The 20,226-nt window shown below is 46.1% G+C and carries 20 protein-coding genes, 1 tRNA gene, 1 pseudogene and 1 riboswitch; of the genes and pseudogenes, 5 read left to right on the forward strand and 17 right to left on the reverse strand.

Going from position 1 to position 20,226, the window contains the following annotated elements; translation table 11 throughout:
* Positions 1-12: 12 nt before the first annotated feature.
* From MUB23_RS19515 to MUB23_RS19570, 12 genes and pseudogenes are all read right to left on the reverse strand, one after another.
* Positions 13-819 (reverse strand): annotated as a pseudogene (locus MUB23_RS19515) (D-alanyl-D-alanine carboxypeptidase family protein); the annotation flags it as partial.
* Between the two features lie 385 nt (positions 820-1,204).
* Positions 1,205-2,350: a vancomycin resistance histidine kinase VanS gene (gene vanS, locus MUB23_RS19520; protein ID WP_244802424.1), complete on the reverse strand. Its 1,146-nt coding sequence runs from the start codon at positions 2,348-2,350 to the stop codon at positions 1,205-1,207.
* Positions 2,340-3,029, reverse strand: coding sequence for a VanR-ABDEGLN family response regulator transcription factor (gene vanR / locus MUB23_RS19525; protein WP_244802425.1), 690 nt, complete (start codon positions 3,027-3,029; stop codon positions 2,340-2,342). Before vanR ends, vanS begins: the two co-directional genes overlap by 11 nt.
* A gap of 100 nt (positions 3,030-3,129) precedes the next feature.
* On the reverse strand, positions 3,130-3,681 hold the full coding sequence (locus MUB23_RS19530) for a DUF1697 domain-containing protein (protein WP_244802426.1): 552 nt from the start codon (positions 3,679-3,681) through the stop codon (positions 3,130-3,132).
* Positions 3,682-3,753: 72 nt separating this feature from the next.
* Positions 3,754-4,224: a SufBD protein gene (locus MUB23_RS19535; protein ID WP_244802427.1), complete on the reverse strand. Its 471-nt coding sequence runs from the start codon at positions 4,222-4,224 to the stop codon at positions 3,754-3,756.
* Between the two features lie 606 nt (positions 4,225-4,830).
* Complete coding sequence (locus tag MUB23_RS19540; protein WP_244802428.1) at positions 4,831-5,460, reverse strand: Spy0128 family protein; 630 nt, start codon at positions 5,458-5,460, stop codon at positions 4,831-4,833.
* A 12-nt stretch (positions 5,461-5,472) separates the two neighbouring features.
* Positions 5,473-6,249 carry a class B sortase gene (gene srtB / locus MUB23_RS19545; protein ID WP_244802429.1) on the reverse strand — a complete coding sequence of 259 codons (777 nt, stop codon included), beginning with the start codon at positions 6,247-6,249 and terminating at the stop codon, positions 5,473-5,475.
* A 113-nt stretch (positions 6,250-6,362) separates the two neighbouring features.
* Complete coding sequence (locus MUB23_RS19550; RefSeq protein WP_244802430.1) at positions 6,363-7,361, reverse strand: DUF7601 domain-containing protein; 999 nt, start codon at positions 7,359-7,361, stop codon at positions 6,363-6,365.
* A gap of 34 nt (positions 7,362-7,395) precedes the next feature.
* Positions 7,396-7,959 (reverse strand): signal peptidase I, encoded by a 564-nt coding sequence (lepB, locus tag MUB23_RS19555; RefSeq protein ID WP_244802431.1) that lies wholly within the window; start codon positions 7,957-7,959, stop codon positions 7,396-7,398.
* Complete coding sequence (locus tag MUB23_RS19560) at positions 7,937-8,308, reverse strand: hypothetical protein (protein WP_244802432.1); 372 nt, start codon at positions 8,306-8,308, stop codon at positions 7,937-7,939. Before MUB23_RS19560 ends, lepB begins: the two co-directional genes overlap by 23 nt.
* A 15-nt stretch (positions 8,309-8,323) precedes the next feature.
* Positions 8,324-10,072, reverse strand: coding sequence for a DUF7601 domain-containing protein (locus tag MUB23_RS19565; RefSeq protein ID WP_244802433.1), 1,749 nt, complete (start codon positions 10,070-10,072; stop codon positions 8,324-8,326).
* Between the two features lie 385 nt (positions 10,073-10,457).
* Entirely contained in the window at positions 10,458-11,573 is a 1,116-nt protein-coding gene (locus MUB23_RS19570) for a tyrosine-type recombinase/integrase (protein ID WP_244802434.1), read from the reverse strand.
* A gap of 593 nt (positions 11,574-12,166) precedes the next feature.
* Positions 12,167-12,281, forward strand: a riboswitch (FMN riboswitch).
* 156 nt (positions 12,282-12,437) lie between these two features.
* Here MUB23_RS19570 and ribD point away from each other — a divergent pair.
* From ribD to ribH, 4 genes are read left to right on the forward strand one after another with little or no spacing between them, the layout of a single operon-like run.
* On the forward strand, positions 12,438-13,544 hold the full coding sequence (gene ribD, locus MUB23_RS19575; protein ID WP_244802435.1) for a bifunctional diaminohydroxyphosphoribosylaminopyrimidine deaminase/5-amino-6-(5-phosphoribosylamino)uracil reductase RibD: 1,107 nt from the start codon (positions 12,438-12,440) through the stop codon (positions 13,542-13,544).
* Complete coding sequence (locus MUB23_RS19580; protein ID WP_244802436.1) at positions 13,525-14,172, forward strand: riboflavin synthase; 648 nt, start codon at positions 13,525-13,527, stop codon at positions 14,170-14,172. The genes ribD and MUB23_RS19580 overlap by 20 nt, the downstream gene beginning before the upstream one ends.
* Before the next feature lie 10 nt (positions 14,173-14,182).
* Positions 14,183-15,394, forward strand: a complete 1,212-nt coding sequence (locus tag MUB23_RS19585; protein ID WP_244802437.1) for a bifunctional 3,4-dihydroxy-2-butanone-4-phosphate synthase/GTP cyclohydrolase II — start codon at positions 14,183-14,185, stop codon at positions 15,392-15,394.
* A gap of 3 nt (positions 15,395-15,397) precedes the next feature.
* Positions 15,398-15,868: a 6,7-dimethyl-8-ribityllumazine synthase gene (gene ribH / locus MUB23_RS19590; protein ID WP_244802438.1), complete on the forward strand. Its 471-nt coding sequence runs from the start codon at positions 15,398-15,400 to the stop codon at positions 15,866-15,868.
* A 177-nt stretch (positions 15,869-16,045) separates the two neighbouring features.
* On the opposite strand, the gene MUB23_RS19595 is transcribed toward ribH, so the two are convergent.
* The 4 genes from MUB23_RS19595 to MUB23_RS19610 form a co-directional block, all read right to left on the reverse strand.
* Positions 16,046-16,381: a hypothetical protein gene (locus MUB23_RS19595; RefSeq protein ID WP_244802439.1), complete on the reverse strand. Its 336-nt coding sequence runs from the start codon at positions 16,379-16,381 to the stop codon at positions 16,046-16,048.
* Between the two features lie 156 nt (positions 16,382-16,537).
* The gene (locus MUB23_RS19600; RefSeq protein ID WP_244802440.1) at positions 16,538-17,068 is read right to left on the reverse strand and encodes an IbrB-like domain-containing protein; all 531 of its coding nucleotides are present in this window, start codon (positions 17,066-17,068) and stop codon (positions 16,538-16,540) included.
* On the reverse strand, positions 17,043-18,338 hold the full coding sequence (locus tag MUB23_RS19605) for a phosphoadenosine phosphosulfate reductase (RefSeq protein WP_442874122.1): 1,296 nt from the start codon (positions 18,336-18,338) through the stop codon (positions 17,043-17,045). Before MUB23_RS19605 ends, MUB23_RS19600 begins: the two co-directional genes overlap by 26 nt.
* A gap of 128 nt (positions 18,339-18,466) precedes the next feature.
* The gene (locus tag MUB23_RS19610; RefSeq protein WP_244802442.1) at positions 18,467-18,685 is read right to left on the reverse strand and encodes a hypothetical protein; all 219 of its coding nucleotides are present in this window, start codon (positions 18,683-18,685) and stop codon (positions 18,467-18,469) included.
* 382 nt (positions 18,686-19,067) lie between these two features.
* Here MUB23_RS19610 and MUB23_RS19615 point away from each other — a divergent pair, with 382 nt between their 5' ends.
* Positions 19,068-19,856 carry a GntR family transcriptional regulator gene (locus MUB23_RS19615; protein WP_244802443.1) on the forward strand — a complete coding sequence of 263 codons (789 nt, stop codon included), beginning with the start codon at positions 19,068-19,070 and terminating at the stop codon, positions 19,854-19,856.
* Between the two features lie 123 nt (positions 19,857-19,979).
* On the opposite strand, the gene MUB23_RS19620 is transcribed toward MUB23_RS19615, so the two are convergent.
* Positions 19,980-20,052, reverse strand: a tRNA-Asn gene (locus tag MUB23_RS19620).
* Between the last annotated feature and the right edge of the window lie 174 nt (positions 20,053-20,226).

Genomic DNA, 20,226 nt, shown 5'->3' on the forward strand with positions numbered 1-20,226 from the left:
TCCCCTCCCTTTTCATCGTGTTTTGATTTTGTCCAAAAGTTTAATACAATCGGGAAATCTGCTGTCCTTCGTAGACCCCATTACGACGCAGATATAGGTCTCTCCGTCAATCACTGCCGCAGAAACGACGCAGGCGCCGCCAAGGCTGCTGGTTCCCGTCTTTAGGCCGATCACCTCAGGGCGGTAATATTGGCTTTTGGGATTGATCAGCTCGTTTGTGTTTTTGTAAGTAACCTCCCTGCCGTTCAGCCATTTTTCGTATGACGTATTACTTGACACAACTTCCGAAATGGTTGAATTGTCCAAACACGCTTTTGCAATGACGGCAAGGTCATAAGCCGTGGTGTACTGCCCCTCGGCATCGTATCCGTCCGGAACTACGAAGTTGGAGTTTTCCGCGCCGAGCGCTCTGGCCTTTTCATTTACCTGCTCCATGAATACCTCAATGGATTGTTTGTTTGACAGGCTGTTGTCTCCTGCTATTATCTTTCCGGTATGGACGGCAAACGTATAGGCCGCATCATTGCCGGAAGGAAGCATCAGGGCAATTAAGAGTTGTCTTACCGTCAGAGTATCCCCTTCCGTAAGCCACGCTCTTGACGAATCGTCGTGAATCATCTTAATTTCCGCGCCTACCGTCACTTCATCATCCGGAGATAAATAGTCGAGCGCCGTCAATGCCACTATCATTTTCGCGGTACTGGCGGGGGCAATTTTCTCCGTGCCGTTTTTCTGATATAACGCCGTATTTGTGTCGGTATTCAATACAATGGCGCTTTTTGCCGTGATGTCCACGGATATTGTATTTGCCCGGTCAAGTTTCGCGGAAACCGTCTCGCTCTGCCTGCCGTCTTGTCCAGCGAAATCTTCCGTGCTTTCCATACTTTCTTTGGCGGCAAATGTGGTTTTTTCATCGGATCTTTGCAGACTGGCAACTCCAAATACGGTGACCGCCAGGAGGAAACAAAGAGTGGCGCATGCGGCCCAGTAATCGATCCATCTCCGCTTTCTTGTTATCCGCCCTTTTCTTTTCTGATCGTATCGGTTATTGTTTTGACTTTCCATCGCTAACTTAGCTCCTCCCTGAAAGATAAAAGAATTTCGAACAAAAAAATCGCTCCGTCCGATATATAGAATATCAGAATGGAGCGATCGATGTTTTCGTTTTCCCTTGTGGATAACACATGATTTTATACGGACTTTCTTACGATTTTCCTACGAGAGGCAAGGTGACCTCAAAGCAGGTAATCCCCTTTTCGCTGTGGGCGCTGATCTGGCCGTGATGAAGTTCGACGATCTCCTTTGCAATGGCAAGTCCCAGACCGGCCCCGCCGGTGCTGGAGCTCCGCGATATATCCAAGCGATAAAACTGCTCAAAGATTCTGTCTAATTTTTCCTTCGGAATCGTGTCTCCTTCGTTCTTTATTTGAATCCGTACACGATCCTCTATTTGTTCCGCAGCCACCTGAATGCTGGTATTTTCGTAACAGTAACTAACTGCGTTTCGCAGCAGATTATCAAACACCCGCTGCAGCTTGTTTGCATCGCAGGACAAAAGAATGTCCGGCTGGATTTCAAATTCACATTTCAAATTTTTATCGGCCAGCATCGGTTTAAACTCATACGCCAGCTGTTCCAGCATTCTGGTCAGATTGATCTTTTTGTATACAAGCGTGATATTGGAAAGGTTAAACCGTGTGATTTCAAAAAACTCATTGATTAAATCTTCCAGACGCTCAGCCTTATCCAGCGATATGGACAAATACCGTTCCCGGAGTTCATCGGAAATTTGATTTTCATCTCTCAGCAGGGTTAAATATCCGATAACGGATGAAAGCGGGGTTTTCAAGTCATGGGCCAGATACATGACAAGGTCATTTTTTCTCTGCTCCGCGCGCTCGGCGTCGGATTTTCGTTCGATTAAGGTATGTCTTATGGAATTGATTTTCCTTTCGGTTGAGGCCAGTTCCGGAGGCAAAGCAATATCTTCGGCGTCTTCACGAACCAGTGTATCTATCCCCCGGTTGATTTCTTTAAAATATCCTGAGATACTATTCAGATAACGGCGGAAAATAATAAACAACACGCCTGAAAATGCGATAAGAAAGAGCCAGATCTCATATGCTTTGAAGGTTTTCACATAGGCAAGCAGCGCTTGGTCTCGGTCATGATAAACCAAGTGATCTAAAATGGCTACGACAACATTGGCAAAATTATCTTTTATGATAAACGTATATACCACGATAATGATCAGAATCGCACATCCCATCATCAGAAGCATTTTTATGGACAATCTGTTTTTAAAAAGTAAATAGTCATCTTCCCGATGGATGTTGTTTCTATTTTTCAATGGTATATCCCACCCCCCAAACCGTTTTGATAAATTTTGGTCTTTTTGCCCGTTCGTTCATCTTCTCGCGAAGACGCCCGATGTGGGCCATGACGGTATTATTGTTATCCAGATATTTTTCTCCCCATACCGCCTCAAATAATTCTTCCGTCGACACAACTTTTCCCTGATTTTCACACAGATACCAAAGAATCGAAAATTCCGTGGGCGTTAGGGGAATCTCTTTTCCAAACAAGATACATTTGTGGCTGTTCTTACGGATCGTCATCCCTCTTATCTCGTATTCGCTGCATTCATTGATGTGGGGTTGGTTGTACCTCATGTACTGTCTTAACTGTGCTTTCACTCTGGCAACCATTTCCAGCGGGTTAAATGGCTTCGTAATATAGTCGTCGGCAACGGAAAGCCCCATGATTTTATCCCCGTCCTCCACTTTTGCCGTCAGCATAATAACCGGATAATAAAATTTTTCCCGGATTTTCTGACAGATTTGATAGCCGTCCATATCCGGGAGCATAATATCTAATATAGCCAGATCCAAACTGGTTGACTCAATGCACTTCAGCGCATCCGTGCCATTATAACATTTATAGACGGTGTACCCATCGTTTTTCAGATAGACTTCGACTAGATCGGCCAGTTCCTTTTCATCATCAACCACTAAGATTTTTTCATTCATTGCATTTCTCCTCACCGTCTGATGGATCTATCTTCTTCCATACTTTCTGTGACAAAGATGGATACTTTACCAAAAATAATAGCAAAATCCCTGGCAGCCGTCAAGGGAAGCCGGGAGAGCGAACCACCTTCCTGACGGTGTTTGCCGTTCTGATTGTCAGTTTGCCGCTGATGCCCGTACTTGCGGTCTTCGGCCACCAGTTTGTTTTCTGATAATCCTTCCGGCTGAAAGACCAGAATATCGCTTCCTTATAATTCTCAATCTTTTCTAATCCTTCCCTGGGTTCTCCAATCTCGTCCCATACTTCAGCAAAGGTAGCCGGAGGCAGAATAAAAATTAAATTATCATAGATGTCCTTATTTTCGCCGCCCCACCAGTCCGGCGCGTGTTGCAAAATATCTTCGAGGTCTTCTTTCGATATGACGAAAACAGGAATATCGAAACCAAACTTTTCTTTTACCCTTGCTTCAATCTGGCTTGTAAGCCCCTCTACATGATCTTCATCACTTGAAAAAATCACATTGCCACTGTTCAGGTATGTCTTAACCTCTCCAAACCCAAGCCCTTCAAAGGCTTTCTTACATTCAGCCATTGGGATCTTATTTTTACCACTTATATTAACGCCGCGCAAAAACGCAATATATCGATTCATATTCGCTGAGTCTGCCCCCTTCTAATTTTTGATGTACCGTCCAATGATTCCGTCTATCATTTGATAACCGGATCACACGGCCCCCAGCGGTGCAGAGCTCTTTATCTCTTTCAAAGCCTTTTGAATATCTTTATAAACCAACGGCTGCATACTGCCGGTATAACGGGAAACATCTGCTCGATTAAGCGCGGCTGTGATCCCCTCTGCCAAATCCGGTTTGCTCTTTGCAATCATCGGGAGCAGCTTGATGCACTGCCTGGCGGTAATAGGCTTTTCGTCCATAATATGCTGCAAATACCGATCGATCATTTCATCTATTTTGTAATCCTGATCCCATTTCGCATTGTATGCGATCAGGGTAAGAGCCCTTGTGCGGATATACGAATGATCGCTATCCATCATATCGCCCAGCTGATCCATGTAGGGATAGACGGCATCCGTTTTCTCACTTAAATCCTGCAATACTTGTAATGCCTTGTAAGCGGTATTATTGTCCTTATCCGACAACAGTTCGAAATTCTTTGCAATATCAATCTTTTCCATAGGCTGCACCACAATCTCCCCTTCTCAATCCAATCTCTTTGTTCTACTATACCATCAATATGGAATAAAATCTTGATAAGTTTTGCTTTCTCATTCAAACAGACCTTTACCAGCATCCTTTTTGCAGGCGGTATGGTAACTTTATTTTCTTTGATGGGACTGATCAAGCCGCTGGAAAAATCAACTCCGTTTATACTGACCTCAAAAAATATTGATTTGATTTCAGGTAAAGCGGTGCCTCAGATTTTATCGTCCCGATGGTTGTCTCAGCCATTTTCTCTGTGGCGCTTTTAATCCTGGCAATCCGGTTATTTGATAAAAAGAAACTCTAACATACGGCAAGGAGCCGGATGCAGGAACCCAAACGGGCGCTGCAGCCGGCTTCTTTAGCTGTAAAACGTATGTCAGTTTTCCGTCAAAAACGGTCAAAGCACCATAACGGTCGCAGATGATGGTACCGGCGCTGCGGATGTACCATTCAAAAACTCAGCTAAGCTCCGAACTATATGGTCTGTGACTAAAATGTGGCGGAACAACGCCATCGTTTAGGATTGCTTCTTGTCAAACAAATCATAGCAGCTTACGGCGGCCACACAGCCATCGGATCTAGCTCATATGCTTCCGTTTCTCCCAAATGCCGAAAGCTGTCACTATCGCGCTCAATAAAAACAGGCAAATCCAGATTTCAATCTCGCTCTCATCACCGGTTTTGGGCGCGTCGGAAGGTTCCGGCTCAGCGGTGGTTTCCTGCGTTGTCTCTTGGGCAGGGTAAGTATTTACAAACTCGGCTCCGCTTTGCTTATCGCTTTTTGCATCGGGATAAAGCACCGCAGCGACTTCAAGCCCGCTTCCATCCTCTGCATTTGTCACGGCGACAGTCAATAAATATACGGATGAATCATAAGTGCATTCGGAATCACTTCCAACCATCTGATTAATCATGTAGGTATATATACCTACGCGATCATAGGAAATAACAAAAAAATCTGAACCGGCTCCCGTGTACGTCAAAAATGCCACTCCATCTACAGCGCCTACCGGCATAGGATAAGCACTATTTTCAGCGGTTAGCACTACTTTAAAATTTTCCGGCGTGTCCGGCAGCGTTCCTTCCAGTCTGATTGTGACCGGCACGGAAACGCCCGCCTGGTTTGCCGCCAGCACCGGCGCTGTCATCATGGTCATGGAAAACATGATGGCCAGAAGCAGCCCAATGGTTCTAAATTTACGCTTCATAGTGATTCCCTCCTAATTCTCGGTTTGAACTGTCTCGGCTTTTATCCATGCGAACACAATGGTTCTTGCATCTGTAAATTCCGAAGAACAGGTACTGAAAGCGAGTATCCCAGCCCTATCATCCGCTTTCAGGCGATCTAGTGTATCCTCATGCAGATACATCGCGTTTTGTTCTATGTAGTTGAGGATTCCTCCCGCCTCCGTCTGCCGTCCCGTCGGTTCAAAAATATTCGGATCTCCTGCTTCGGCCAGCATGCAGGCAAAGATTTCAAGTTCATGGGCGCCGTTCCGGGTGAGCAGCATACCTGTTGTGTTTTCCTCAAAAAATACTTTCTCTTTATATAAATCCAAATCTCCAAACATACTGCCATTTTCCATGTGATGCCCGTATAGCAGGGAGTATTTGTCAGAAAAGTCATTGTTATTGCGGGAGTCCAGATAGATGCTCCCGGCCAGGGCAAAACTGCCATATACATCTTGGTTAATATAAGTCAGATTCGTACTGCCTTGCAGCACAGGGTAGTCAATATTGGTGTGATCCAGAGTGACCCATGCGCACACATCCGGATTAACCGCTAATAAGTCTTCAAAAGTTGCGCCGCCTTCGGCAATCCCCGGTTTCAGTTTTATCATATCGGCCTGAACATTTTCGGCTGCCTGGTAAACCCGGTGATTGTCCCATAGGGCATAAACGGCATAGAATCCCGCGGCGGATAAGGACAGAATCACGAAAAAATTGATGATGCCATTTATGAGGTTTAGAAAGCTGCTGCGCAGCGTATGTTCCATTGTCCCGTGACTGCCCTTTGCAGCCTCCTCCTTCCCCCTTGGAAATCTCAGGGCGGGCAGGGGAATCCCCCTGCCGCCTGAGCCAAAAACGAAAACTTCCTTCAAACTCCCGATTAATCCTCAAAAGCTCTGCGCTTTCTGGAAACAAACAGAATCGCGCCCACTCCTACAATGGCAAGGAGCATGATGTAAGGCAAGCTGTCAAGGAACACTCCGGTATCAACCGTAGTCCCTTTGTTGTTTGTGATTGTTACCGTATCCTCTGCACTGTCAATCTTCTTGTTGCCATCTCCGAATTCATAAGCCGCAGCATCATAACCATCCGAGGTATAGTCGCTCTCCGTTACGGTATAGGTCACGCCGTAGGGAATATTGGTGAAGTTTACGGCTTCATTGTGCCTCAGCGTAATTTCAGCAGTCGCTTTTCCATTCTTCCAATCGCTAACCGCAACGGTTTTATGTTCTGTACCGTCGGTGTAAGAGATCGCTTCTTTTACGGTTGTTCCCTCCGGAGCGGTAAATTCAACCGTCACGGTAAAATCCTTGGACTGATCGCCCATAATGCCGGTCACTTTCTTGGCGACCGTCAGGGAACCAGCGGAATATTCGTTGGAGAAGTGATCGGATTTCGCCTCATTTTCCCCTTCCGTGTGTACAGCCGCTACGCGCACTTTGCCTTCGGTGTCCTGAATCACCGTTACTTTCAGCGTAATGTCCTTGCCATAATAGGTTACGCCGGCAGTGGCGCCAGCAGTTTCTTTAATGGTATAGGTATAGATACCGACGCTCGTATACTTCGGCAGGTTCACGGTGATGTCCTTGCTCTTATTTGCAGAACCGGCATCACCGGCACCATAGGCAACGGAGCCAATGGTCGGAATCGGCATATTCTCAGCGGTCACACCGTCCGCGGCATCCGTGACGCCGGTACGCTCGATGGTAAATTTGAACGTCTCCGCCGGAGAAGTGGTGCCTGTATTCGTCGCGTTATAATCTTTTGTGATCGTAACCGTATCCATATCTTGGTAGGTCTCTGGTTCCTCTGCAAAAGCCACGGTGCTCATGCTCAGACAAAGAGCTGCTGCGAGCAAAGTAGATATCATTTTCTTCATAAACAAAATTCCTCCTGCTAAATGCTATTTTGTGTTATAAGCCCCGTCTGCGGAGGATGGTAATAACCTTTCCGTCCACATTTTCTAGGGAAATCGCCCCAAATGTCCGGGAATCTGCTGCCTGAGTGCGATAATCCCCCAGAATAAACAAATTGTTTTCCGGCACCTCGTAAGGATATTCCAGTCCCTGCAGCCCATAGGTGGGATACAGGATCTCACCGGTCTGTGCTGTTCCGTTCACCAGCATACTTCCAGAATCATCCAGTGTCACGACATCGCCGGCTCCTGCCGCTATTCTTCCTATGTATTGCTTTCCATCTACTGTGTAGACGACCACATCATTTTTGGAATAACCCTGTTGCAGCCGGAAAGCGAAGACAAGGTCTCCATCCTTGACCGCAGGGAACATATCGTTGCCGCTGGCCTGTGTGACCAAGAAGATCCTCGTAAATAGGATCATGCCTGCAATCACCAAAAAAAGAATCCTGATAATCAGAGCCTTGTACCCTTGATAAACAAGTAAGTTGTTTCTTCGTTTGCTGATGATGGCTGATAAATCACTTGCGCCGTCCGTCCTAACCACCATCCTTTTTCTCATGCCGCGTGTTCTCCATCTGCTTTCTGATGATCTGATCAGCCAGCTGCTTTGCTTTTACAGGAACCGATTCTTCTAGCAAAGCATCGTATCTGGCCCTCTCAGCCGACAAGGCAGCTTCATAGAGACTATTTAATTCACTTATTTTCCTCCACACGTCCTTCTCACTGACACCTCCATAAAGGCATTTTTTAAAACGGACCTGCTTCAGCCACTTTCCAAGGCGCTCCTGGGGATTTCCCCGTTTGTCCAACTCTTCTGCACGGACGGGCGATCCGCGAACCTTGTCTGATGACAGACGCCGCGGTGTCTTCTGACGCCTGCTTTTTCTATTTAGGTTTTTTCCATCCATCCGGCACGCCTCCATTTAATCAACGCCATGACTCCGGCTTCCTTTTATAAAGGCGATTATGCCTCCCACACTTACTATGGAAAGAATCAGAATATACGGTAATGAATCTAGGAAAATACCGGTATCCGGAATGGCATCTTTCCTATTTTCCACGGTAACTTTCTGATCATCCGTGGTGCAAACCTCGTAGATAAATGTATTGCCCACGGCGGTTTCTGTCAGCGATGCACCGTTCGCTGTTGCGCTAACCGTATATCCTGCCGCTTCTTTGCCACCCTCTGTTATTGTCAGAGTCCCCCAAATTGGAGCATTTGGCAACACAACTGATTCCTCATGGTTTAGAGTGAATGTGATGGTCCCGTCTATGTTTACCGTATAAGGACATCCCTGCCCTTCCACATAGGGGGCAATGATCCAAGGCTCCCCATTCATCCCCGTAGCCGCCACTGTAAATACAAACTCCTTATCTCTGATACCCATATTTCCCGTAACAATTTTTTCAATGATTACTGGCTTTGTCTGCGCCGTATAAGTATTGACAATATTAATGTCTGGGTTAGAGGCTTCTGTGATACTGTAATTAACTACAGCAACATGGGACCAAACGCTGGTATTTTGAAGTATGATTTCTTGCGTATCGGGGTTATAGCGAAGCTCTTTTCCATCTATTGACCACGGTCCGTTTCCGTTGTTTTCAATACTGTAGAAATGGACAGGTGTTTTCCAGTTTCCGCCGATTTTTGTAACTTTTTCTGCGACTGTTAATCTTTGAGATTCTGTGAGAGAATATTGACTTACTACCACGCATCCTCCTGTCGTCAGTGCGGCTGCGAACATAACGTTAGAATCACCATCAATCTGTACAGGCCAATTTGTATGGCTGCATGTAGTCTCCTTGACATAGTTCACAGCAAAATCTGCCGCCCTCACCTCGGCTATACCAGTTCCAGCGGAAGCATCCGCACCGTTGAAGGTCGTGCTTACACTGTAGTTGTCTATTGCGTATCCCGTCTCCACTACGTCATACATGCCTGCGCCCACATTGTCGATCCGCCACTGCCACGATAGCCCATCCTCTCCTTTGGAGAGGGTGTTGTCTGCATTAAGGATATAACTCGTACCGCCCTTTTGCGGCGTTACAGTAATCTGGAACGTTTGTGGAATCTGCCCGGCTGTGATTCCCACAAATTTTTTACCTGCGATAATAAAACTTGCATCCGGATTCACATCTTCGGAATCATAACGATCTGCCACAGCCATCATTTCAACATTATCATTGCCGAACAAAACCGTCATAATGGAATCCACATTCGATTCTGCATTCTCATCCGGCCAATCGCCCTGCTCCAGCTTGTCATATACATAATCCGCAAAATTATTTTGTTCTGCTTCGGTAAGCAATGAAGCCGGGTTTTCCTCGCTCTCCAACAGACCAAGGATATCCGATAATGTCCCGCAGGTCATCAATCTCTCATAATAAGAATTTTCTGCGGATTCAGCCGCTTCCTCCGTTTCTCCATCGGTCTCTTGCCCGGTTCCGTCTTCTGTCTCCGGACCTGTATCCCTTCCGGCGATCGTTCCAGGATCAACGCTATATCCTGCTTCTTCTCGGACAGAATATTGCATGGCCGTCTCCTCTGAACTGTCTGGTTCCACTGCAAATGCCGGCAGAGAGCTTTGAAAAGCCAATAGCGCTATCAACAGCAATAACAACGGCAGCCTCCTCCATTGGCGCTTTTTTGTTCCCTTCAAAAATTTATACATAAGGACACCTCCTGAAAATAATCTCTTATCATGTGATATAGACCTGTACTAATTTGAGTAAGATTGGGCATAATACTCAGAAAAGCTGGTCAAGCAGCAAGGCATACTGTCATTGGAAGCAATCCCTTTATGATTAAAAAATCATAAAGAATCCACGAAAAGCCATTGAGCCGGAGGATTTTCGCAGAGTAAGCTACTATATGAAACATTTCAGGAGGTCAAAAAAAGTCCCCTGAAAACCGGGACTTTTGTACTATTCGATAGTATTCCTCATCCATTTTTGACTGAAAATCTGACTGCGGAACAAACGGACACTGCCGTAAGCGATTCTCTGTACCATATACGAATCGCGGGAGCTCCACGAGCCTCCTCTATTCGCGGCAAATCAAACAACCTCCGCGGCCAGCCTGTTCATCTGCGCTCGCTTTAATTCTAACGAGGCATGAACATATCGATCCAGCGTAATGGCTGTATTGGCATGTCCGAGGATCTCGGATAACGATTTCACATCAAACCCAATCTCCACACATCTTGTCGCAAAAGTGTGTCTGAGCGTGTGGAAATGGACGCCTTCCAGCTGGCAATCCTTTGTATAACGCTCAAGCCGGTACTGTAACAATCTCGGTTCCATATAATCAGACGTTCCGGATAAAACAAAAGCGGATCCGCATCTCGGCTTCATCCGCTGACACAACGATATTGCATAGTCGCACATCGGAATCGTCCGGACCGAGGTATCGCTCTTCGGTGTTCCAAATACAATCTTTGTCTTCGCCTCACCATTGGCATCGATATCTTTCAAACGCTGCATCGTCGAAGTGATCCGGATTGTGCCGTCCTTCAGGGAGATATTCTCCCAGCGCAAGGCACACAATTCTCCAATTCGAACTCCCGTCAGCAATGCCAGCAGCACGCCGAATTTCTGCTCGTCCATATTATTTAACAAATAAGCCGTAAAAACGGCCTGTTCCTCACGACTTAGTACCCGCATCTCTTTTCTCGTATCTTTGGGCAGCACAATGTCAATTTGCGGGAAAACGCCTCCCAACTGCTTAGCCGTGTACTTCAAAACAGACTTCAGCAGCGTCAGAATATCCCGTACTGTTTTCGGGGCAAGTTCTTCCATAAATAACAGTTCATTGGTAAATTCCCCGATGATCTGATCATTGAACCCCTGTGGAAAACAACGGCCAAGCCTTGGTTTAATATATTTTTCCATGATACATTCATACTTCACACGAGTAGCCGGTTTGACTCTGCTCTTGCTTGCCTTCATCCATTCAACACAGTAAAATACAAAACGTTGTTTTGAACCGGCAGGTGCCGGCACATTGCCTGAAAGCATTGCCGCCTTCGCCTTTGTAACCTTCTCTTTCGCTTCCCGATATGTCTTGCCATAACAAAAACCATAGCGAATCTTCCCGTCGCTTTGATACCCCTTGATATATCGGGCTTCCCAACGCCCGTCTTTGCGTTTGAAAATATTTTCACCTTTTGCCAATTTCATTACCTCCTATCGTTTTTTAGCGGTCTGTGTGATTGCTCCCAGCCGGCAAGGGGAGCCTGACTGCGCTTTGGACTGCGCACAATCTTCATGACATATAATCGGAATGCGGAATATCCACAATACACACCTTTAGAAACGCCGGAAAGCGGAGATAATTTATCAAGAATCCATTGCATTTTGGGTTTGACAGTGCTATAATAATCGCATAAGTATGGTTGTTGCGTATCGTTGAGTAGCTTACTCTGCGAAAAATGAGTACAAAAAACCGACCTTGATAGGTTCCAAATGAAGTCACAAGCGATTGCCGGATCGATCTATGAAAGATTGATCCGGCTTTTTATCGGGAAAGACCACCTTTTCTTATTCCAATATAATCCAGGTATGCCGTCTTATATATTTATTATGTACTTTTTAAATTCAAATTTTCTCGTTTCAACATCGTTTACCGCATATAGTATACTCATGACGCACTATAGTGTCAATCTTCCATACTTATCTAAACTGTCTAAAATAAATTTAACACCTGACAGCTCTCCCATCTATTGACAAAGTCAGATCAACTTGATATAATACTGACCGAATTGAATATAAGTCTTCAGGGCAGGGTGCGATTCCCTACCGGTGGTAAAGCCCACGAGCCGCAAGGCATGATTCGGTGAAATTCCGAGGCCGACAGTAAAGTCTGGATGAAAGAAGATAATGATATGCAGGATCTGATATTTTGCGTATGGAATTTGCTCTGGAATGGTATCTATTCCAGAGCTTTTTAATTTTACGCGGAATCCTTGTATTTGTATTCTCGTATTGCCCTGAGCTTATTGTTCCGGGCAATTTTTATTTTTGGAGGTGAATAAAGAATTGAATGATCACGACTATATGCGCCTTGCCCTGGATCTTGCCGAAAAAGGCTGCGGTTTGGTATCGCCAAACCCGATGGTGGGAGCCGTTATTGTAAAAGGAAACAAAATAATAGGGAAAGGATGGCATGAAAAATTCGGCGGGCTCCACGCAGAACGAAACGCCCTGCAATCCTGTACGGAATCTCCCAAAGGCGCAACCATGTATGTTACTTTGGAGCCCTGCTGTCATTACGGGAAACAGCCGCCTTGTGTGGAAGCCATCATTGCATCCGGTATCCGGCGGGTTGTCATTGGCTCGCCCGACCCCAATCCCCTTGTCTGTGGAAAAGGGGTGCAGCAATTACGTGAACATAGCGTCCTGGTAACGGAGCATATTTTGCAGGAATCTTGCGACCGTATGAACGAAGTGTTTTTCTCCTATATTCAAACAAAGAAACCCTTTGTAGTCATGAAATACGCGATGACCATGGATGGAAAGATTGCCGCTTATACCGGCGCTTCCCAATGGATCACGGGAGAAACCGCCAGGAATCATGTGCAGGAGCAGCGCCGCAAATTCACAGCGATTATGGTGGGCGTCGGTACTATCCTTGCGGACGATCCTCTTTTGACCTGCCGTATCCCAAACAGTAAAAACCCCATTCGCATCATCTGCGATTCCACTCTTCGCACCCCCTTCCATGCCAAGGTGGTATCAACCGCAAAAGAAACGCCGACCATCCTTGCCACCTGCTGTACAGACCGGGATAAGCGCAAGCTGTATGAAAATGCGGGGTGCCGGATCATCCTTACGGATCAAAAAGATCACCGGATCGATTTGGAACAGCTCATGATAAAACTGGGACAAGAACAAATCGACAGCATTTTGCTGGAAGGCGGAGGGACATTGAACTGGGCAGCCCTAAATAGCGGGATTGTACAAAAGACGCAGGCGTACGTTGCGCCGAAAATCTTCGGAGGGAAAACCGCGAAAACCCCGGTGGAAGGAATCGGCGTTGCCTCTCCCGCCGGCGCATTCCGGCTGAAAAACAGCACGGTGACAATGCTTGGAGAAGATTTCTTGATTGAGAGCGAGGTGGAGTATTGTGTTCACGGGAATCATTGAAGAAACCGGCATCGTAGAAAAAATTCATCTTGGGAAGGCCTCCGCCGTGCTGACAATCGGCGCAAAAAGGGTTTTGGAACAAACAAAAATCGGAGACAGCATTTCTGTAAATGGTATTTGCCTGACTGTGACCGGCCTTTCCCTGAAAAGTTTTTCAGCAGACGTGATGCACGAAACGTTAAACCGTTCTTCGCTTTCCGTACTCCAATGCGGAAGCCCTGTTAATTTGGAACGGGCTATGCCGGCGGACGGACGGTTTGGGGGACATATTGTTTCCGGCCATGTGGACGGCATTGGAAAAATCACGAAAATCTGCCGGGATGATACGGCGGTATGGTACACGATATCGGCCTCCCCCGTCATCCTGAAATACATCGTGGAAAAGGGCTCTGTTGCCATAGATGGGATCAGCCTTACCGTGGCAAACGTATTTCCCGAATACTTTTTAGTATCTGTAATTCCGCACACCATGGAAAAAACGATCCTGAAAGAAAAAAGAAACGGAGACGTTGTGAATATCGAGACCGATCTCCTAGGGAAATACGTAGAAAAACTATATTGCTCCAGCGCTGCATTTCACGGCGAAAGTAAGATTACAAAAGAGTTTTTAACCAAAAATGGATTTTAGGAGGGAAAGAATGGTGCCGTTTAGCACAGTAGAAGAAGCGCTGGAAGAACTGAAACGCGGCAGGATTATTCTCGTGACGGATGATCCGGAACGGGAGAACGAAGGGGACTTCCTATGTGCCGCAGAATTTGCCACCACGGAAAACATCAACTTTATGGCAACCCACGGCAAGGGACTAATTTGCATGCCAATGTCAAAGGAATATGTGGAGAGGCTGAAAATCCCGCAGATGGTACAGGATAACACGGACAATCACGAGACAGCTTTTACCGTATCCATCGACCACATAGAAACGGCAACCGGAATTTCCGCGGCAGAGCGTTCCGTTACGGCCATGAAATGTGTGGAGGACGGCGCCAAGCCGGAAGATTTCCGCCGGCCGGGACACATGTTTCCTCTGCTTGCAAAAAAGAACGGCGTTCTGGAAAGGAACGGCCATACGGAGGCAACCGTAGATCTGTGCCGGCTGGCAGGATTAAAGGAATGCGGTCTGTGCTGTGAAATTATGCGCGAGGACGGTACGATGATGCGGACCCCTGAGCTGATGAAACTGGCTGAAAAATGGAATCTCAAATTTATTACCATAAAGGATTTACAAAACTACCGGAAGTGCCATGAAAAGCTGATTGACAAAGTAGCCGTCACCAAGATGCCTACAAAATACGGAGAATTCACTGCCTATGGTTTTGTCAACCGCCTGAATGGTGAACATCATATTGCGCTGGTAAAAGGAGAAATCGGAGCCGGCAGCGATGTGCTCTGCCGTGTGCATTCCGAATGCCTGACGGGAGATACCTTTGGCTCGCTGCGATGCGACTGCGGCCAGCAGCTTGCCGCTGCCATGACACAGATTGAGAAAGAAGGACGGGGCGTTTTACTTTATATGCGGCAGGAAGGCCGAGGAATCGGTCTGATCAACAAGCTTCGCGCCTATGAATTGCAGGAACAGGGAATGGATACGCTGGAAGCAAATTTAGCGCTTGGATTTGCCGGAGACCAGCGGGAATATTATATCGGGGCGCAGATTTTACGGAATTTGGGCGTAAAGAGCATGCGGCTTTTAACGAATAACCCGGATAAAGTTTATCAGCTTTCGGAGTTTGGTATTGAAATCACCAAGCGCGTACCAATTCAGATGGACGCTACAGCCCATGATTTATTCTATCTCAAAACAAAGCAAGAGCGTATGGGACATATGCTGCATTACGAAACGGAGGATTGAAAAATGAAAACATTGGAAGGAAAATTGGTATCCAAAGAAATCAGAGTTGGAATTGTGGCTGCCCGTTTAAACGAATTTATTACCTCGAAGCTGCTGGAAGGCGCTGTGGATGGTTTGTTACGGCATGATGTCAGAGAGGAAGACATTCACGTGGCGTGGGTTCCCGGAGCCTTTGAAATTCCTTTTCTTGCTTCTAAAATGGCTCATAGCAAAAAATACGATGCGGTCATTTGTTTGGGGGCGGTCATTCGCGGAAGTACCAGCCATTACGATTATGTTTGCAATGAGGTATCCAAAGGCATTGCGGCGGTCTCATTGGAGAGCGGAATTCCAGTGATGTTTGGGGTTCTTACGACAGAAAATATCGAACAGGCCATTGAGCGGGCCGGTAGCAAATCCGGAAACAAAGGTTACGACTGCGCTGTCGGAGCCATTGAGATGGTTAATCTGGTTCGGGCGATGGAAGAAGATTGACCGAAAAGGTTGCCGGCAACGCATTTACCACAAGCACGCCAGGGAATACATCGGATAAAGGGACGCCCACTTCGCAAAGTCAAAGCTCATGGGAGAGCTTCTCTTGTTCTTTCTACCGCCTCTATATTCAGCCGCGGTCACAAAACAATGAGATTTGTTCTCCCCCTGAGTGACTTTTCATTCAACTATAAGTGATAAACTCCCAGTAAAATCATCGCCTTTGGGAACAATAAAGTTATATCCGGCATCAAAAGTAAATCTATAAACACCCTCGGCAGTCTCTTCCGCAATCATATTCTGCTCCTTATCTCCTAAAAGGATGTATCCATCTGCACTTTCCATGAGATGGGATAAAAACAAAAATTCACGGCCGGTCAGCCGTGCCTTGTCAACCGGCGACGAAGCCATCTGATACTGCTGGCGGCGCAGCTGGGCTTTAATACGGAACACCACTTCGCCGGTGTAGGCTTTTCGAATTGCGTGAAAGTCCTCTTTTTGCAGCACTTCTTCCATCAGACAGGCAATGTCTCTTTCCGGCTTATAACATCCACGCCCGCGCCTTTGATAAATCCATTATAATTTTTCTCTCGAATAAAACAAGGCCGCAAGGCAAGTAAGACCTCCCTTGTGGCCTTGTTCTGACACTTCAAATAATGGTTGGACGCTGATTTACTCTTTTGTCATTTCCTCCACAGGACGCCATGCCTCGCCGAAATCTACGTCCCTAAATAACGAGGCAAGTCCAGTGATCTGCTTGAGACGCAATATTTCATCTCGATCCATTCCCAAATGTTTAGAAATCCATGCGTCCGAGCGCCCAAATTCATGAAGTTCTTTTACAATATTACTCATTAGATCTACATCGTGGGACCCTCGCGCCCTGTTGTGACGTACGGTACTGGCAATACGTTTGTCAAGTGATTTCTCGATGACAGAAACCGGCAGCAACCCCTGCTCTCTCTCATAAATATCCGGATGGTCCATCATAACTTGGTACCGATGAAAGCCATCAACGATTATATAAATATCCTGTAATTTTGAATAGTAACACACAACCGGCATCGTGTATCCGTCCTCCTTAATGCTTTCGTATAACAACTTCCTTTCAGGCGGCGGAACTTTATTCGGATTATAGTCATTGGGCCGTACCTTCTCGATCGGAACAGCAATCACATTATAAACTGGGCTTATGTACTTCATAATCGAATTCCTCTATGCTTTTGTATTTGCGGCGTATGGCATCCAGGCGCTTCTGTTGCTGCCGTGTCATTCCGAAACCCATGAAACGGCAGATATGGTCATTTTTCAAAATGCAATAACACATTCGTTTCCAACTGGGGATATCTTTCGTGGATTTGATATCGTCCGTATCATCTGGTATTTTCCCCTCAAATATGATCCGCGATTTTTTATTCAATGTATAATTTGAGATACCATTTCTCCTTATTTGATATCCATGCTCCAGCAGATCCTGAATCACTGACTCATCCAATCCGCCGCCTGTCTCATGCCAAAAATGAATGGAGGTATCGAACTTTTTTATATAGTTATTTCTCAGTCTTTTTGGCAGTGTGTCCAATAGGAACATTGTGTAAGATTTCCACGAATGTCCCTCTGGCAAAGAAATATTCCGGTAGCCCACTGCCCTGGTCTTTCCATAAATTGCAGTAAAATTCGCCCCCTGTACACGCCCGACAAGCTTCCCCCAAATCTCCGGGTCTATCACACGGTAAAGATTCAGAGCATCCTTCGCATAGTCATTGAATGGGGACGCCACACGCATTTGCGATGGTTTGAGGCCTGCCATATAATAAAGATCATACAGGCGGTTATAGTCGTAATTGAACAGATAATTGGCATGCCATACATCTTTGGCTGACCAATCATACAAAGGGGATGCACACCAAACATCTTTAAATTGCCTGCTGATCCAGCAGGTATCTTTGTAACCGTATTTCTTATTTAAAAATCCGCTGTACCGCTGTAAAGACTCATCTGCCCGCATCCCCAGCAAGCACACGGTTTTCCCGCCGTTATGGGTGTTCCGGTACCATCGTCCGAACTGTTTTGCCAAATCCTCCTGAGGCATCCGGTAACGATAGGTTGTTATCCTGTTATTTTCCAGATTAATAACGTATTCTTTTTTTGGCATTTCCCTCACCCAGATCTCCTTTTTTGTATCATCCCAAGGATACCAATACATCTCGTAACTGCTTAACGCTGTTCTGGTTGCCATAGGCAGACAAACCCAAAAAGGCTCCACCTGGTCTTTGATCCGTTCAAAGGTACGTTCTACATATTCTGTCGTCACAGTATACTGCGCCTCAAAATCCTGATGAAATACGCCAAGGGTCCTTCCCGGAAAATGCTGGTTTCGATAGTCCAGGACTAGGTTAAGCAGTAAACCGCTGTCTTTCCCTCCGGAAAAGGAAATATAGATATTGTCAAACTCTTTAAAAATGAAATCCATTCGTTCCAAAAACGCATCATAAACATTCCGATGTAAATACTCTCTTACCAAAGATGGTACCTCTCTTCTGTTCCCTCCGGCGAAACGCCTTTTCCAGATCCCCAAAGACCCGCTAAGCACTTTTGCTTTTATCCAATGGATTGAATTGCGCACACGGCCTGTTCATAATCCGCGCAGACTTGATCTTTTAAAACGGCCAGATTTTCCAGACAATTACCGGCCCGCAACGCTTCGGTCAGCATGGCTGCTGCACAGATATGGCATATACCACGTAACTGCTCCTCATAGTAGCGGCGATTATACATTCCGGTCAGTAAATCCTTATATTCCTGCAATAGATCAACCACTTAGGCCCCGTTTTCTGCTTCTAAAATCTCATATTTCTTCCCTAACATAGAACCTAGCATCTCATGAGTTAATTCCAAATCGTCGAAAATTAGAACTTTTATTTTTTGTCTGACTTTCGACACGTAGCCACTCCAGTGAATTCTTTTACTAAAATGACTCGCCTCAACCAATCTGCTTACCTAAGCATATAGGTTTTCAAAAAATTTTACAGCCCCTTTGGCCGCACCATACTTTCCATTTCTTTCCATTTCCTTCCATTTTGTTCTTATTTTATCATTACATCCTATAATACTCAAGAAAAAATTGTGGTATCTTCTCATCCTTTGTGGCTGCTCTGATTGAAGTTTCATTGCCTCTGTTCATGATTATGTAGTATAATGAATGGAATATAGTCAGGTTCCGGCACAAGTGCCGGCTGCCTTCGAGTGGAATCCACTCCGGGGGAAGGATTACTATTATACCCGCATTGTCCGCGACTTGACGCGAAAGATCGGAACCGGTGCCTATGCGGCGGGAACTTATCTTCCCTATGAAGCGCAGCTGGCAAAACAGTACGGCGTATCCGCCTACACGGTCCGAAAGGCATTGGGCCTGTTGGAGCAGAGAGGCTACACAAAAACGCCGAACGGCAAAGGTACGATGGTTCTGGCGCCTGATCAGATTAATACAGAGCAGCCTTTGCTGGACTTTACCACGAAACGGGATGCCCTTACATACCTTTATTCGCTGCAGCTCATGGTGCTGTTGTCCTATCCCGTTGCCATCTACACTGCTCCGCAATTTTGTCAGGATGATCTGGAACAATTGGCTGCCCACATCCAGAAAGCGGGGATCGCCCTCACCAGCTTATTTCAGATGATTTCGGAACGACTGACATTGGAACCATTACAAGTCATTTGGCGCGAAACCAGCCAAGTCACAGAATGGGGATTTTATCTCGCGTTTTATCCACAGGGAGCAGACGTGATCAGACAACTTAATGAAATCACAGTGAGAGCATATCAATCCCTGCGCGCGGGGAAAAGCACAGATTTTGCCGAGAACCTGGCCGACTCTTACCGTCTGATTTTAACATCTGTACAAACGTATATGGCCGAGAAATACAAATTTACCGAAGCCTTATCGGTTCCGGATCCAAAGAGAGATGCCTTCAAAGATAATTTCAATTAGATCGTATAGCCGCCGTATGACTTCTCACCCTCGAATAAACGGCGTCCAAGTCAAGCCTGCGGACAGATATAACTTTAGAGAAACGAAAAAGCCTGCAGACATTACTATCTGCAGGCTTTCCAGCTCCCCCTGTTGGACTCGAACCAACGACACTGCGGTTAACAGCCGCATGCTCTACCGACTGAGCTAAGGAGGAATACTCTATTAAGATACAAAGAAACGGGCAGTCATCGCTACCCGCTCGATTACATCTTCAAAACTGCACACCGAAAAGTTTCTAACATCCTTTTTCCATTCCTTACTTTTGAGGTCAAGCCCTCGACCGATTAGTAGCAGTCAGCTCCATACATTACTGCACTTCCACCTCTGC

The organism is Cuneatibacter sp. NSJ-177 (assembly GCF_022867805.1).
Classification (GTDB): domain Bacteria; phylum Bacillota; class Clostridia; order Lachnospirales; family Lachnospiraceae; genus Pseudolachnospira.